Source organism: Kitasatospora sp. NPDC034533, from assembly GCF_055575155.1.
In genome coordinates, this window is the sequence record NZ_JBVITE010000030.1 from 1 (window position 1) to 15,553 (window position 15,553).

13 protein-coding genes and 1 tRNA gene are annotated in these 15,553 nt (G+C 72.9%); 6 read left to right on the plus strand and 8 right to left on the minus strand.

The window, feature by feature from the left end:
• Positions 1-215: 215 nt before the first annotated feature.
• The 4 genes from rsrA to ACZ55U_RS21125 form a co-directional block, all read right to left on the minus strand.
• Positions 216-641, minus strand: a complete 426-nt coding sequence (gene rsrA / locus ACZ55U_RS21110; protein WP_465527699.1) for a mycothiol system anti-sigma-R factor — start codon at positions 639-641, stop codon at positions 216-218.
• Positions 638-1,288 carry a sigma-70 family RNA polymerase sigma factor gene (locus tag ACZ55U_RS21115; RefSeq protein ID WP_049655069.1) on the minus strand — a complete coding sequence of 217 codons (651 nt, stop codon included), beginning with the start codon at positions 1,286-1,288 and terminating at the stop codon, positions 638-640. Before ACZ55U_RS21115 ends, rsrA begins: the two co-directional genes overlap by 4 nt.
• Before the next feature lie 407 nt (positions 1,289-1,695).
• Positions 1,696-2,334, minus strand: coding sequence for an alpha/beta hydrolase family protein (locus ACZ55U_RS21120; RefSeq protein ID WP_465527701.1), 639 nt, complete (start codon positions 2,332-2,334; stop codon positions 1,696-1,698).
• Between the two features lie 74 nt (positions 2,335-2,408).
• On the minus strand, positions 2,409-3,155 hold the full coding sequence (locus ACZ55U_RS21125) for an SOS response-associated peptidase (RefSeq protein ID WP_465527703.1): 747 nt from the start codon (positions 3,153-3,155) through the stop codon (positions 2,409-2,411).
• Between the two features lie 193 nt (positions 3,156-3,348).
• Between ACZ55U_RS21125 and ACZ55U_RS21130 the strand changes: the two genes are divergently transcribed.
• From ACZ55U_RS21130 to hisN, 5 genes are all read left to right on the plus strand, one after another.
• Complete coding sequence (locus tag ACZ55U_RS21130; RefSeq protein WP_465527705.1) at positions 3,349-4,074, plus strand: M50 family metallopeptidase; 726 nt, start codon at positions 3,349-3,351, stop codon at positions 4,072-4,074.
• A 55-nt stretch (positions 4,075-4,129) separates the two neighbouring features.
• The gene (gene aroA / locus ACZ55U_RS21135) at positions 4,130-5,461 is read left to right on the plus strand and encodes a 3-phosphoshikimate 1-carboxyvinyltransferase (RefSeq protein WP_465527707.1); all 1,332 of its coding nucleotides are present in this window, start codon (positions 4,130-4,132) and stop codon (positions 5,459-5,461) included.
• Between the two features lie 15 nt (positions 5,462-5,476).
• Complete coding sequence (gene rsgA / locus ACZ55U_RS21140; protein WP_465527709.1) at positions 5,477-6,529, plus strand: ribosome small subunit-dependent GTPase A; 1,053 nt, start codon at positions 5,477-5,479, stop codon at positions 6,527-6,529.
• A gap of 124 nt (positions 6,530-6,653) precedes the next feature.
• A complete protein-coding gene (locus tag ACZ55U_RS21145; RefSeq protein WP_380734797.1) occupies positions 6,654-6,977 on the plus strand; it encodes a DMT family transporter in 324 nt (107 codons plus the stop codon).
• A gap of 107 nt (positions 6,978-7,084) precedes the next feature.
• A complete protein-coding gene (gene hisN / locus ACZ55U_RS21150; protein WP_465527711.1) occupies positions 7,085-7,882 on the plus strand; it encodes a histidinol-phosphatase in 798 nt (265 codons plus the stop codon).
• A 66-nt stretch (positions 7,883-7,948) separates the two neighbouring features.
• On the opposite strand, the gene ACZ55U_RS21155 is transcribed toward hisN, so the two are convergent.
• Entirely contained in the window at positions 7,949-9,424 is a 1,476-nt protein-coding gene (locus tag ACZ55U_RS21155; RefSeq protein WP_465527713.1) for a catalase, read from the minus strand.
• A 104-nt stretch (positions 9,425-9,528) separates the two neighbouring features.
• Here ACZ55U_RS21155 and ACZ55U_RS21160 point away from each other — a divergent pair, with 104 nt between their 5' ends.
• The gene (locus tag ACZ55U_RS21160) at positions 9,529-9,942 is read left to right on the plus strand and encodes a Fur family transcriptional regulator (protein WP_465527715.1); all 414 of its coding nucleotides are present in this window, start codon (positions 9,529-9,531) and stop codon (positions 9,940-9,942) included.
• 56 nt (positions 9,943-9,998) lie between these two features.
• On the opposite strand, the gene ACZ55U_RS21165 is transcribed toward ACZ55U_RS21160, so the two are convergent.
• The 3 genes from ACZ55U_RS21165 to ACZ55U_RS21175 all read right to left on the minus strand — a co-directional run bounded on the left by ACZ55U_RS21165 (position 9,999) and on the right by ACZ55U_RS21175 (position 15,446).
• Complete coding sequence (locus tag ACZ55U_RS21165) at positions 9,999-11,975, minus strand: tetratricopeptide repeat protein (RefSeq protein ID WP_465527717.1); 1,977 nt, start codon at positions 11,973-11,975, stop codon at positions 9,999-10,001.
• A gap of 366 nt (positions 11,976-12,341) precedes the next feature.
• Positions 12,342-12,415, minus strand: a tRNA-Met gene (locus tag ACZ55U_RS21170).
• A gap of 64 nt (positions 12,416-12,479) precedes the next feature.
• Positions 12,480-15,446: a UPF0182 family membrane protein gene (locus ACZ55U_RS21175; protein ID WP_465527845.1), complete on the minus strand. Its 2,967-nt coding sequence runs from the start codon at positions 15,444-15,446 to the stop codon at positions 12,480-12,482.
• Between the last annotated feature and the right edge of the window lie 107 nt (positions 15,447-15,553).

Here is a 15,553-nt window from a genome sequence, read left to right on the forward strand (position 1 = left end):
GATGGGAGGGGGGGTGTGGCACCGCGGAGGGTACGGGGGGGGGGGAGGGGGGGAGAGGGAAGAGAGGGGGGGAACCGGAAGCGCCCCCCCCTCCTTCCCCCGCTGCCCTCCTTGTCCGAACCGTCGGTCCGCCCTCGCCGGCGGGCCGACGGGCTACCGCGCCGGGTGCTCGACCGTCCGCACGGCCGCCGCACGGGCGTTCGCCCGACGGGCCGTCACTCCACCTGGGCGCCGGCCTCGACCGGCGCGCCGGGCCGCTCGGCCGGCTCCTGCCCGGCCCGCGCCTCCTCGGCCTTCCCGCCGGACCCGGGCACCGGCCCGGCCGACTCGGCGTGCACCTCGACGGTGGTGTCCACCGCGACCACCACCTGCTCGCCCGAGCGCTGCCCGGCCCGGATCGAGTCGATCCTGGCCAGCACCTTGCCGCGCAGGTCCGCCGGGGTGTCGTCGCACCCGCAGGAACGCTTGATCAGCGCCTTGATGGCCTGCTCCAGCCCGTACTGCTTCAGGCACGGCGAGCACTCCTCGAAGTGCACCCGCAACTTTGCGCAGTCGCCCTCGGGCATCTCGTTGTCGAGGAATTCATAGAGGTGGTCGAGGACCTCGCCACACTCGGTTTCGTGCGGATCGCCGCAGCTCATGAGCCCGAGCCCTTCGCTTCCTGCCCTGCCCCGCTGCCGGCCGGGACGAGCCCGCGCTCACGGGCGTAATCCTCCAGCATGCCGCGCAGCTGACGGCGGCCGCGGTGCAGTCGGGACATCACCGTACCGATGGGAGTACCCATGATGTCCGCGATCTCCTTGTACGCAAAGCCTTCTACGTCCGCGAGATACACGGCGATCCGGAATTCCTCCGGAATGGCCTGGAGCGCGTCCTTCACATCGCTGTCGGGGAGGTGGTCGAGCGCCTGGGTCTCCGCCGAGCGCAGACCCGTCGACATGTGCGACTCGGCCCGGGCCAGCTGCCAGTCCTCGATCTCCTCCGCCGCGGTGCGCTGGGGCTCCCGCTGCTTCTTGCGGTACGAGTTGATGAACGTGTTGGTGAGGATGCGGTACAGCCAGGCCTTGAGGTTCGTGCCCTCACGGAACTGGTGGAACGACGCGTACGCCTTGGCGAACGCCTCCTGGAGCAGGTCCTCCGCATCGGCCGGGTTGCGCGTCATGCGCAGCGCCGCCGAGTACATCGGATCCAGGTAGCCCAGGGCGTCGCGCTCGAAGCGCTCCCGCCGGGCCTCCTCGCTCTCCTCCGCCGACACCCGGTAGGTGTCCTCACCGATCGCCTCGGCCAGCTCCTCACCGGTGAGCGCCTCACCCGCAGGCAGGGCCTCCTCCGGGCCACGGCCCGGGTCGGCCTCGTGCTCGGTCCCGACGACCGGACCCACCTCCTCGGCATGACGGGAACGGCCCACGGCGGGCCGCCCAGAAATGGAGGATATCGGGCTGACGGGCTTCTCGCCCGCGTCGAGCCACTCCGACCAGGAGGGGGCGAACGCCGTGGCGGCCTCGCGCTCCTCAGGCCGTTCGGGGCACGCGATCGAACCCATCTGCCCTGCCTCTCACCGGTGACTCGTTGCTGACGGACACGACAACCACCGCCACCCCGCGCACATTCCCGCCCATCCACACCATTCACTCGCACGAGTGATCGAGCGGCAGCGGCCCGCGTCCACGGGCACGGACACGGACACGACCGCGGTCACAGCAGCGCCAGCACCCAGTCCCCCACCGACGAGCAGATCAGGTCCAGCACCTCCTGCTGCCCCACCGACGCCCGCTTCGGCACCTCGAAGCCGTGGTTGCCGTACGGCAGCGCCACCAGCTCGTGCCCCCGCGGCAGCTCCGGGAACTCCTGCGGCCCTCCGAACGGATCCGCCGCCCCCTGCACCACCAGCGTCGGCAGCCCCGACCCCAGCAGTTCCTCGGCCCGGCTCTTCTCCGGCCTGCCCGGCGGGTGCAGCGGGAACGCCAGCGCCACCACCCCCACCGCCCCGGTCTCCGCCCCCGTCCGGCACGCCACCCGCGCCCCGGCGCTGCGCCCGCCCACCACCAGCGGCAGCCCCTGCCCGGCCAGCAGCTCGGCCACCGGCCGCCAGCCCAGGTCCAGCGTCCTCGGCGCCGGGCCCACCTTCCGGCCCGCCACCCGCCACGGCTGCTCGACCAGCGCCACGGTGATCCCCCGGGCCGGCAGCCGCCCGGCCAGCGCCACCAGGTCCCGGGCCCCGGTCCCGCCGCCCGCGCCGTGCCCGAGCGCCAGCACGGCCCGGGGCTCGGCGGCCCGGTGGTAGGTGATCCGGGCCTCGCCGGCCTCGGTGGGGACGAGTTCGGTGGTGCTCATCTCGGTGACTCCAGGAACGTGACGTGGCGTGCGGAACGGCCTCGGAACGGCGGCCCCAGGCCGGGGCGGCGGTCTCAGAACAGCGTGGACTCGACCTCCTCCCAGGGCTCCTTGAGCTCCGGGCCGTTGTTGCGGATGCTGCCGACCGCCGGCGACACCGGGGTGGCCAGCAGGGCGCCCGGCGGCGGGGGCGTCAGCAGCCGGCGCGCGGCGTCCGGGTCGGTCAGCCGCGGGTCCAGCCACGCGTCCCAGTCCCCCCGGTCCAGGAACAGCGGCATCCGCTCGTGGATCGGCGCCAGCGACTCCTCGGCGTCCGTGGTGACGATCGTGAACGTCACCAGCCAGGCCCGCGGATGCCCCGGCGGCACCGCCCGGTCGCGCCAGAACTCGTACAGCCCGGCCAGCGCCAGCGGAGCGCCGTCCACCCGGGAGACGAAGTACGGCTTCTTGCGCGCCCTGCCGCGCTCCCCCGGCACCGTCTGCCACTCGTAGTAGCCGTCCACCGGCAGGATGCACCGGCGCGCGGCGAAGGCCTGCCGGTACGAGGGCTTCTCGTGCACCGTGTCCGACCGGGCGTTGATCATCTTCACCGCCGTCTCGGCGGAGTCCGACCACTGCGGCACCAGCCCCCAGCGCAGCACCCGCAGCTGCCGCACCGCCCGCGGCCGCTCCTTGGCCAGCCGCTCCAGCACCACGAAGGCGCTGTTCGTCGGCGCCACGTTCCAGTTCGGGTCCAGGGTCTCCTCGGGCTCCCAGTGCTCCACGTCGAACAGCTCGACGAGGTCCTCGGGCTTGCTGCTGGCTGCGAACCGACCGCACATGCGGGCCAGCTTGCCATGCCGCCGGTCCTCGGGACCTCCTCGTCCCCACACCGCAACCGCCCGCTCCCGCCCGGCCGTCCCCCCATGGGAGGCTGCCCCGAACGGCCCAACGCGACGGGCCCGGCGCGACGGGCCCACACGACTTGGCCCGGCACAAAGGCCCGGCACGACGGACGGAGGCGGAGAGACACCGATGAACGCGAACGACCAGACCCTCGGCGACCTGTGGAACCAGGTCAGCGGCACCCAGACCGCCCCACCCGGCTGGCTGGTCCTGGCCACCGGCGCCGCCGCCCTGCTCACCGTCCTCGCCCGCCCGCTCTGGCACGTCGCCCGCAACGCCGTGACCATCGCCCACGAGGGCGGCCACGGCCTGATCGCCCTGGTCACCGGCCGCAGACTGGCCGGCATCCGGCTGCACTCCGACACCTCCGGCCTCACCCTCTCCTACGGCCGCCCCACCGGCCCCGGCATGGTCCTCACCGCCGCCGCCGGCTACACCGCCCCCGCCCTGCTCGGCCTCGGCTGCGCCGCGCTGCTCGCCGCCGACCGGATCACCCTGCTGCTCTGGCTCGCGGTCGCGCTGCTGCTCGCCCTGCTCGTGCGCATCCGCAACGCCTTCGGCTTCCTCACCGTGCTGCTCGCCGGCGCCGCCTTCTTCCTGGTCTCCTGGTTCGGCAGCGCCGAGGTCCAGGCCGGCTTCGCCTACCTCGGCTGCTGGTTCCTGCTCTTCGGCGCCGTCCGCCCCGTCCTGGAGCTCCAGCACCAGCGCCGGATCGGCTGGGCCCGCGACTCCGACGCCGACCAGCTGGCCCGGATCACCCACGTCCCCGCCCTCGCCTGGGTCACCGTCTTCCTGCTCGTCGCCCTCGCCTGCCTGGGCCTCGGCGCCTCCTGGCTCCTCCAGCCCCTGCACTAGGCCGCCCCCGTCCGAGCGACACGGGTCGTTCCGGTACGGCCCCTAGACTTGCCCCATGACCGAGACCCTGTGGCCCGCCCCCGTCGCGACCAGCCCCGTCGACGCCACCGTCACCATCCCCGGCTCCAAGTCGGTCACCAACCGGGCCCTGGTGCTGGCGGCACTCGCCGACGGACCGGGCTGGGTGCGCCGCCCGCTGCGCAGCCGCGACTCCCAGCTGATGGCCGACGGCCTGCGCGCCCTCGGGGTCACCATCGAGGAGAAGGTCAACAACGACTCCGGCGGCACCGGCGGCGGCGAGGCCTGGCGGGTCATCCCCACCCCCGTGCTGCGCGGCCCGGCCTCCGTCGACGTCGGCAACGCCGGCACGGTGATGCGCTTCCTGCCGCCGCTCGCCGTCCTCGCCGACGGCCCGGTGCACTTCGACGGCGACCCGCGCTGCTACGAGCGCCCCCAGCACGGCGTGATCAACGCCCTGCGCGAGCTCGGCGCCCGGATCGAGGACGGCGGCCGCGGCGCCTTCCCGCTCACCGTGCACGGCACCGGCTCGCTGGACGGCGGCCCGGTCGAGCTGGACGCCTCCTCCTCGTCCCAGTTCGTCTCCGCCCTGCTGCTCTCCGGCGCCCGCTACAACCACGGCATCGAGGTCCGCCACGTCGGCGGCCCGGTCCCGTCGCTGCCGCACATCCGGATGACGGTGGAGATGCTGCGGCTGGCCGGCGCCCAGGTCGACGCCCCCGAGGACGGCGGCGAGAAGGACGTCTGGCGGGTCACCCCCGGCGCCCTGATCGGCCGCGACCTGGTGGTCGAGCCGGACCTCTCCAACGCGGCGCCGTTCTTCGCCGCCGCCCTGGTCACCGGCGGCCGGGTCACCGTGCGGGACTGGCCCGCGCACACCACCCAGCCCGGCGACCGGCTGCGCGAGATCTACACCCGGATGGGCGGCGCCTGCGAGTTCACCGACGAGGGCCTCCAGTTCACCGGCACCGGCCGCGTCCACGGCATCGAGGCCGACCTGCACGACGTCGGCGAGCTCACCCCGGTGATCGCCGCCGTCGCCGCGCTCGCCGACTCCGAGTCCCACCTGTACGGGATCGCCCACCTGCGCCTGCACGAGACCGACCGGCTCGCCGCGCTCGCCAAGGAGATCAACGACCTCGGCGGCGACGTCACCGAGACCGAGGACGGCCTGCGCATCCGCCCCCGCCCGCTGCGGGGCGGCATCTTCCACACCTACGAGGACCACCGGCTCGCCACCGCCGCCGCCGTCCTCGGCCTCGCCGTCCCCGGCGTCGAGGTCGAGAACGTGGCCACCACCGCCAAGACCCTGCCCGACTTCCCCGGAATGTGGGCCGAGCTGCTCGGCGAAGCGGCGGCGGACCTCTGAGCGGAGACTGAGCACATGCGCCGCTACGGCAAGGACGCCGACGAGGACGACATCCGCAACCGCCCCGCCCGCCGGGGCTCCCGGCCGCGGACCCGGATCCGGCCCAAGCACGAGGACGCCGCCGAGGCGATGGTGCTGACCGTCGACCGCGGCCGGATCACCTGCCTGATCGACCCGGGGACGAAGCAGGAGCGCGAGGTCGTCGCCATGAAGGCCCGCGAGCTGGGCCGCAAGGGCGTCGTCGTCGGCGACGTCGTCAACCTGGTCGGCGACCTCTCCGGGGACGCCGACACCCTGGCCCGGATCGTCCGGGTCGAGGAGCGCAGCTCGGTGCTGCGGCGCACGGCGGACGACGACGACCCGTACGAGCGGATCGTGGTCGCCAACGCCGAACAGCTGGCCATCGTCACCGCGCTGGCCGACCCGGAGCCGCGCCCCCGGCTGATCGACCGCTGCCTGGTGGCCGCCTACGACGCGGGCATGGAGCCGCTGCTGGTGCTCACCAAGTCCGACCTCGCCCCGGCCTCGACCCTGCTGGACTCCTACGCCCCGCTCGGCATCACCTACGTGGTCACCCGCCGCGACGAGCTGGAGACCACCGGCGCCGAGGCCGTGCGCGAGCACCTGCGCGGGCGCTCCACGGTGTTCATCGGCCACTCCGGCGTCGGCAAGACCACCCTGGTCAACGCGCTCGTCCCGGACCGCCGGCGGCAGACCGGCCACGTCAACGCCGTCACCGGCCGCGGCCGGCACACCACCGTCTCCGCCCTGGCGCTGCGGCTGCCCCCGCCGCCCGGTGCCAAGCCGGGCTCGAAGAAGGCGCTGAACCCCGGCTGGGTGATCGACACCCCCGGCTTCCGCTCCTTCGGCCTCTCGCACATCGACCCGTCCCGGGTCATCCACGCCTTCCCCGACCTGGAGCCCGGCACCGTCGACTGCCCGCGCGCGTGCAGCCACGACGAGCCGGACTGCGCGCTGGACGCCTGGGTGGAGGACGGCCACGCCGAGGCCGCCCGGCTCTACTCGCTGCGCCGCCTGCTGGCCAGCAAGGAGGGCGAGGCGGACTGAGGGCGTTTCCCGCCCCCGGGAAGGTTGTCACCCGTTCGAGGTGTCGGAGCGGCCCGCCCTGGCGATCATAGGAAGGTCGGGCCGAGTTACGGTCCGATCTTCGATCCGACAGGGAGGGCACGCGATGGCATGGGCCCTGGTGGTCCTGGCAGGCCTGCTGGAGACCGGCTTCGCGGTGAACCTCAAGCTCAGCGAGGGCTTCACCAAGCTCTGGCCCACCGTCAGCTTCTGCGTGTTCGCCCTCGGCAGCTTCGGTCTGCTCACCCTCTCCCTGAAGAGCCTGCCGGTCGGCCCCGCCTACGCGGTGTGGACGGGCATCGGCGCGGCCGGCACCGCGATCTACGGCATGGTCTTCCTGAACGAGACCAGCTCGGTGCTCAAGCTGGTCTCGATCTCCCTGGTGATCGCCGGCGTCATCGGCCTCCAGCTCAGCGGCACGGCGCACTGAGCGGCAAGCACGCCCGCACCCGCCCGTCCGCCCGCACCGACGCCCGCCGCGTCCCGCTCCGCGAGCCCGGCTGTGCCGATCGGGGGAGGCTCGCTAGGGTTTCGGACATGGCCGACTACCACGACGATCTCCGACTCGCCCATGTCCTCGCCGACTCGGCCGACTCGGTCACCCTGGAGCGCTTCCGCGCCCTCGACCTGCTGGTCGAGACCAAGCCCGACCTCACCCCGGTGAGCGACGCCGACAAGGCCGCCGAGGAGCAGGTGCGCGGCGTGCTCCAGCGCGCCCGCCCGCGCGACGCCGTGCTCGGCGAGGAGTTCGGCCTCCAGGGCTCGGGCCCGCGCCGCTGGGTGATCGACCCGATCGACGGCACCAAGAACTACATCCGCGGCGTCCCGGTCTGGGCCACCCTGATCGCCCTGCTGGAGGACGGCCCGGACGGCGTCGAGCGCCCGGTGGTCGGCATCGTCTCCGCCCCGGCGCTCCAGCGCCGCTGGTGGGCGGCCAAGGGCCTCGGCGCGTTCGGCGGCCGCAGCCTGGCCAAGGCCTCCCGGCTGCGCGTCTCGGGCGTCTCCCGGATCGAGGACGCCTCCTTCTCGTACTCCTCGCTCACCGGCTGGGAGGAGCGCGGCCGACTCGACCCGTTCCTGGACCTCACCCGCGCCTGCTGGCGCACCCGCGCCTACGGCGACTTCTGGTCCTACATGATGGTCGCCGAGGGCGCCGTCGACATCGCGGCCGAGCCCGAGCTGTCGCTGTGGGACATGGCCGCCAACTGCGTCATCGTCGAGGAGGCCGGCGGCCGCTTCACCGGTCTGGACGGCATCCCGGGCCCCGGCGGCGCCGACGCCGTCGCCTCCAACGGCCTGCTGCACGAGGAGGCCCTGCGCCGCCTCTCGGTCTGAACGTGGTCGCGGCCCCCGTGGCCGGCTCGCAGCCGGTCACGGGGGCCGCCGCTCGTCCGGTCCGGCCTACCGCTCGCGCAGCTCCCGGACCGCCGCCTCCAGCCGCTGCCCGAAGTCGGCGTCGGCCTTGCGGAAGTTGTCGATCGCCCGCTCCACGATGTCCTCGCGGCCGGGCGAGACCTTGGCGATGAAGCCCGCCAGGTTGCCGATCAGGCGCTGCTTCTCCTCCTCGGAGTACAGCCGGTAGAGGGCGCCCGCCTGCCCGAAGTCGTCGTCCTCGGCGTGCGAGGGCGCGACGTGGTTGCCGGTGACGCCGTCGACGGCGGTCGCGGCCCACAGCGGCCGGCCGGTCTGCACCGGGCCGCCGAAGCTGTTCGGCTCGTAGTTCTTCTGGCGCCCGTGCCGGCCGTCGTACAGGTGGCCGTCGCGGCCGTGGGTGCGCGCCTCGGTGGCGTGCGGACGGTTCACCGGCAGGTGGTCGGCGTTGATGCCGACCCGGTAGCGGTGGGCGTCCGCGTACGCGAACAGGCGGCCCTGGAGCATCTTGTCCGGGGACGGGCCGATGCCGGGCACGAAGTGCGCCGGGGAGAAGACCGACTGCTCGACCTCGGCGAAGATGTTGTCGGGGTTGCGGTTGAGCTCCAGCTTCCCGATCTCGATCGGCGGGTAGTCGGCGTGCGGCCAGACCTTGGTCAGGTCGAAGGGGTTGAAGCGGTAGGTCGCCGCGTCGGCCGCCGGCATGATCTGGACCTGCACCGTCCAGCTGGGGAACTCGCCGCGCTCGATCGCCTCGCGCAGGTCGCGCTGGTGGCTGTCCGGGTCCTCGCCCGCGAGGACGTTGGCCTCGGCCTGGGTGAGGTTGCGGATGCCCTGGTCGGTCTTGAAGTGGTACTTGACCCAGAAGTGCTCGCCGGCCTCGTTCTGCCACTGGTAGGTGTGCGAGCCGTAGCCGTTCATGTGCCGGTACGAGGCGGGGATGCCGCGGTCGCCGAACAGCCAGGTCACCTGGTGGGTGGCCTCGGGCGACAGGCCCCAGAAGTCCCAGACGTTGTCCGCCTCCTGCGAGCCGGTGTACGGGTCCCGCTTCTGGGTGTGGATGAAGTCGGGGAACTTGATGGCGTCCTTGATGAAGAACACCGGGGTGTTGTTGCCGACGAGGTCGTAGTTGCCCTCCTCGGTGTAGAACTTCACCGCGAAGCCGCGCGGGTCGCGCACCGCGTCGGCCGCGCCGAGGTTGCCGGCCACGGTGGAGAAGCGCAGGAAGACCTCGGTCTGCTTGCCGACCTCGGACAGGAAGGCCGCCCGGGTCCAGGGCGTCACGTCGGCGGTGACGGTGAAGGTGCCGTACGCCCCCGCGCCGCGGGCGTGCACCACGCGCTCCGGGATCCGCTCGCGGTTGAAGTGCGCGAGCTTCTCGAACAGCAGCTGGTCCTGGATGAGCGCCGGACCCCCGACACCCGCCGTCTCGGTGTTCTGGTTGTCGGCGACGGGGGCGCCCGCCTCCGTGGTCAGGGTCGGGCGCAGCTCGTCCTGGGTCGTCATGGCAGTGCCTCCGCGGTATCCGGTCGTAATGACACGATCCTAACTTGGACTCTGTCCAAGTCAATACTGGAACCAATCCCGGAGCCTGACTTACTCTGGATGGCATGAGTGACCTGCTGGAGAGACTGCGCGCGAGAGGCTGGCGGCTGACCTCGCAGCGCCGGGTCGTGGCCGAGGTCCTGGACGGCGACCACGTCCACCTCACCGCCGACGAGGTGCACGCCCGCGCGACGGCCCGCCTGCCGGAGATCAGCCGCGCCACCGTCTACAACACGCTCGGTGAACTGGTCGTCCTCGGCGAGGTCCTGGAGGTCGCCACCGACGGCCGCGCCAAGCGCTACGACCCCAACGCCCACCGCGCACACCAGCACCTGGTCTGCTCCGGCTGCGGCGCGGTCCGCGACGTCCACCCCCGCGGCGACCTCCTCGCCGCCCTCCCCGCCGACGAGCGCTTCGGCTTCACGGTCACCGCCGCCGAGGTCACCTACCGCGGCCTGTGCCCCGCCTGCCGCCCCTGACGCAGCCTGCCGCCCGCCGCCCCTGACCGGGCGGCCGCCGCTCGGGCCCGGGAGCGTTACGCGCTCAGCTCCGCGCTGAGCGCGCCCAGCAGCCGGCCGGCCCGCTCGGACACCTCGGCCGGGCCGTAGTCGATCGCCCGCCGGCACCAGTTCTCCGCCTGCGTCGGCTCGCCCCGGCGCAGCGCCAGCAGCGCCAGGCGCAGCGCCGCCCGGCCGTGCCCGGCGTCCGCCGCCCGGGTGTACCAGAGCATCGCCTCGGCCTCGCTGTCCTGCCGGGCCAGCAGCAGCCCCAGGTTGAACGCGGCACTGCGGCTGCCCGCCTCGGCGGCTCGCCGGTACCAGCTCTCGGCGATCTCCAGCGCCCCGCGCTCGGCCGCCCGCACGCCCATCCGCACCTGCGCCCGGCGGTGCCCGGCGTCCGCCGCCACCGCGTACCAGTGCTCGGCCTCGGCGTCCGCGTCCCCGCGCCGGTCCAGCAGCGAGGCCAGCCGGAACGCCCCCTCGGCCGAACCGCCGGCCCCCGCCTGCCGGTAGCGCTCCAGCGCCCCGGCCAGGTTGCCGCGCTGCTCCTGGACGACCGCGAGTTGCAGGGCCGCCTCGCCGTGCCCCTCGGCCGCGGCCCGCGCGTACCACTCCTGGGCCTGCTGGTGCTCGCCGCGCCCGGCGTGCAGCACGCCCAGGTTGAACGCCCCGTCCACGCTGCCGGCCTCGGCGGCCTTGGAGAACCAGGGCTGGGCGCCGGACTCGTCGCCGCGCTGGAGCAGGACGACGGCCAGCGCGTTGCAGGCCTCCCGGTGCCCCGCGTACGCGGCCCGGCGGTACCACTGCTCGGCCTGCTGCTCGCGGCCGGTGCCGGCGCAGAGCAGGCCGAGGTTGAACGCGCCGTTCTGGTCGCCCGCGTCCAGCGCGAGGCGGTACCAGCGCTCGGCGGCGGCGGCCTCGCCGCGGCTCGCGTGCAGCGCGCCCAGCGCGTTGGCGGCGTTGCCGTCCCCAGCCTCGGCGGCCTCCTGCCACCACTCGGCGGCGGCGGCCGTGTCCCCGGAGTCGCGCAGCAGGAAGCCCAGCGCACAGGCCGCGCGCGGCTCCCCGTTCTGCGCGGCCTGCCGGTACCAGCGGGCCGCCTCGTCGAGCAGCGACTGGTCGGTGCGGGCGCGCTCCTCCAGCAGCACGCCCAGGCGCAGCGCGGCGCGGGCGTGGCTGCGGGCGGCGGCGGTGCGGTACCAGGCCTCGGCGGTCTCCTTGTCCCCGGCGGCCTCGCGCATCCGGGCCAGCCGGTAGGCGGCCTCCCGGTGCCCGGCGTCGGCGGAGACCTTGAACCAGCGCTCGGCGCGCACGTCCCGCCGGTGCTCCATCAGGTCGCCCAGCGCGTAGGCGCCCAGCGGGTGGCCGTGGTCGGCGGCGAAGTGCAGCCAGTACTCGGCGGCCTCCTCCTCGCCCTGGTCGCGCAGTTGCAGCCCGAGCGCGTGGGCGGCCGGCGCGCTGCCGGAGACGGCGGCCTGGCGCCACCACTGACCGGCCTCGGCCCGGTGGCCCTGCTGGTGCAGCAGCACGCCGAGGTTGTTGGCGGCGGCGCGCAGCCCGGCGGCCGCGGCGGTGCGCAGGTAGGGCTCGGCGTCCTCCAGTTCGCCGCGGCGCAGCAGCAGGGTGCCGAGCCGGCAGGCGGCGTCCGGGTCCCCGGCGTCGGCGGCCTGCCGGTGGCGGGCCTCCAGGGCGGCGGACTCCCGGGCGGCGAGGGCGGTCTCGAAGCTGGTCGTGTCGAAGCCGGCCGAGTCCAGCGCGGTGCCGGCCGTCCGGTCCCCGTCGGCCTGCTCGCCGTAGGCGCCGACGGCGGCGGCGAACTGACGGGTCGAGACGTGGACCAGGCTGTCGGGCCCGTAGCCCGGGGTCGGGGGGCGCTCGGACAGTCCGCTGGTGCGCTGGGCGGGAAGGGCTCCGGGGCGGTTCTCGGGGCTCTCGGCGCTCTCCGACCAGGCGTCGGTGTCCGCTTCGACGGCCGCCGCGGACTTGGCGCCTGACTTGCCGATCAGCCTCATGCCGACTCCCGCTCCCCCAGAGTGTCGCGGCATCGTGCCCCGGCGTGCGGCCGGGGGGACTCCCAGGGGAGGCGCCGGACCCGACGGGCGGTCAGCGACCGTGCACCGTCCCCCATGTGTCCCATCGTCGCATCACCCAGTACCCGCGTACACCTGCCCCGGCCGAATTCCGGCGGGGCCGACCCGAAGCCGACGAAATTGCTTCGGCGCTTTGTCGATTTCCCGACACTTCAACCCCACAAACCCCGCGGCCGTCCTCCTTGGCGACGGTCGATAGTACCGGAGCGGTTCCCACCGCTTCCGGGCGTGAACGGCCCGGAAACACCAGAGGCCCGGAGGAAGGATCCTCCGGGCCTCTGGCCTTTGTAGCGGGGACAGGATTTGAACCTGCGACCTCTGGGTTATGAGCCCAGCGAGCTACCGAGCTGCTCCACCCCGCGTCGGTGGTCAAACCATAGCACGGACGCGGGGTGGAACGGAAAACGGTTGCCGCAGCTCAGCGGGCTACGGCTGGGCCGGGGGCGATCCGCCGTTCGTGGCGCCCGGGGCCGGTGCGCCGGTCGGGGCCCCGGCCGGGCTGCCGCCGCCGGCCGCCGAGATCGCCTTCAGCGCGTCGCCGAGCGCCTTCTGGGCGTTGCCGTACGCCGCCCAGTCACCGTTCTTGATCGCGGTCTGGCTGTCGGTGTACGCCTTCTGCGCGTCCGTGATCGCCTTCTGGAGCTCCGGCGAGATCGTCCCGCCCGGCGCCGGCGTCGGCGGAGTGGTGGGCGCGGTCGGCGTCGCCGGGGGCGTCCCGGTGCCCGGCGCGGACGGCACGGTCGGCGTGGTCGACGGGGACGCCCCGCCGAACACCTTCTTCAGCGCGGCCTCCAGGGTGTCCTCGAACGCCACGTTGTCGTCCCCGTACACCGCCAGGACCTTCTGCATCGTCGGGTACTTGGCACCGCGACCGCGCACGTACACCGGCTCGATGTTCAGCAGACCGCCGCCGACCGGCAGGGTCAGCAGGTTCCCGTACTCCAGCTCGGCGTCACCGCCGCTCTTCAGCGCGAAGATCTGCTGGGCCACCTCCTGCCGGGAGTTGAACTTCGACTGCACCAGGCCGGGGCCGGGCGCGCCGCTCTCACCCGTCATCTTCAGGATGCGGATCTTCCCGTAGTCGTCCCCCGGGTCCGCGTTGACAGCCATGAACGCCGCCAGGTTGGGCCGCCCGTTGGGCACGAAGGTGCTGGTCAGCGAGAAGCTCGCCGCGCTGGTGTCCGGCATCCGCACCGTCACGTAGTACGGCGGCTGGACCTGCTTGGTGTCGCTGGTCGGGTCCACCGGCGTCTGCCAGATGTCACTGCCGTTGAAGAAGGAGTTCGAGTCGGTGACGTGGTACTGGCCGAGCAGGTCGCGCTGCACCTTGAACATGTCCTGCGGGTAGCGCAGGTGCGGCAGCAGCGTCTGCGGGATGTCCGCCTTCGGCTCCACGGTGCCGGGGAAGGCCTTCATCCAGGTCTTCAGCACCGGGTCCTTCTCGTCCCACTGGTAGAGCTTCACCTCGCCGGTGTAGGCGTCCACCGTGGCCTTGACCGAGTTGCGGATGTAGTTGACCTGGTTGGCGGCGGTCAGCAGCTCACCGCGCTGGTTGGTCAGCGAGTCCTTGGTCGCGGTGCCCAGCGTCGTCTTCGAGGAGAACGGGAAGCCGTCCGAGGTGGTGTAGCCGTCCAGCACCCACAGCACCCGGCCGTCCTGCACCACCGGGTACGGGTCGGCGTCGATCGACAGCCACGGCGCGACCTTCTCCACCCGCTCCTTCGGCGTCCGGTTGTAGATCACCTTCGCGCCGTCGGTGATCGCCCCCGCGTAGAGGATCTGCGGCTCGGCGAAGCGCACCGCGTACGCGGCCCGGGTCAGCGGGTTGTCCAGCGAGACCCCGCTGCCGCCGGTGTAGGTGTACTCGGCGTTCTGGCCGGTCTTGGGATCGGTGTAGTCGATCTCCTTGTTCGAGCCGCCGACGATCGAGTACGTCGAGGTCTTCTCGCCGTAGTAGATCCGCTGCTGGTAGTCGCCCAGCGTGCCGGAGGCCGGCAGGCCCGACTCGGTGAACACCGGCTGGCCCTTGTCGTCGACCTGGTTGCCCTTGGCGACCACCGCGCCGTACCCGTGGGTGTACTTGAAGTGGTCGTTGATCCAGTTGCGCTGCACGCCGTTGAGGTCGAGCTCGCGCAGGCCGATCACGCTGTCCTGCTTGTCCTGCCCGGTGCCGTAGCGGTCCACGTCCAGCGTGTTCGGGAAGGCGTAGTAGTTGCGCTGCTGCTCCAGCGACTGGAACGCCGGCGAGACGACGTTCGGGTCCAGCAGCCGGATGTCCGCGACGGTCTGCGCGTCCGGCTTGAGCGCCTCCGCGGTGGTCGTGCCCTGCGGCGAGTACTGGGTGGTCTGCGCGTCCGCGATCCCGTACGCCTGGCGCGTGGCGTCGATGTTCTTCTGGATGTACGGCGTCTCCTTGGCCTGCTCGTTCGGCTTGACCTGGAACTGCTGCACGATCGCCGGGTACAGCCCGCCGATCAGCACCGCCGACAGCACCATCAGCCCCAGGCCGATCAGGGCCGGCGCCCAGGTGCGGCGGATCGGGGTCAGGAAGAACAGCACCGCGCAGATGATCGCGACGAAGAACAGGATGGTCTTGGCCGGCAGGAACGCGTTGGCGTCCACGTAGCGCAGCCCCGTCCAGCCGGAGACCCCCTTGTACGAGCCCGTCTTCACCGCCAGCGCGTACCGGTCCAGCCAGTACGCGACGGCCTTCAGCAGCACGAACACGCCCAGCAGCACCGCCAGGTGCCCCTGCGCGCCCGCGCTCGCCCGACGGCCCGGGCCCTGGAGCCGCAGCCCGCCGTACAGGTAGTGCACCAGCGCCGACGTCAGCAGCGAGACGATCACCGCGCTGAACGCGAAGCCCAGCACGAACTCGTAGAACGGCAGGTCGAAGGCGTAGAACGAGACGTCCATGCCGAACTGCGCGTCCTTCTCGCCGAAGGAGGTCGCGTTCGTCCACATCAGCCAGGTCCGCCACTGCCCGGAGGCCGCCGCACCGGCCACCAGGCCGATCACCAGCGAGATGCCGATCAGCGCCCAGCGCTTGAACGGCGCCAGCCCCGACCGGTAGCGGTCCAGGCTCTGCTGCTCCACCGACATCGCCGACAGCGGCGGCCGCAGCCGGTGCGCCAGCCAGATGTTGAAGCCGACGATCACCGCCATCAGCAGCCCGAACACCGCGAACAGGCCGACCTTCGTCCACAGCTGGGTGGTGAACACCGAGGAGAAGCGGACCGACCGGAACCACAGCCAGTCCGTCCAGAAGCCCGCGAACATGATGAACAACAGGAAGAGCACCGCGAGCACGCCCAGGGTCAGCAGGGCCACCCGCGCCCGCCGGGAGGGCGGGCCTACCCTGCGCCGGAACACCGGCCCTGACCGTTCGGGCATCTGGAAGACCACGGTGGCACCTCGGCTGTGTCGTCTGGATGGGCTAGGTCGTCAGAGAAACTTAACCAGGCTTTGGCCGAGTTCCCACCGTTAGCAGACGGTTACGA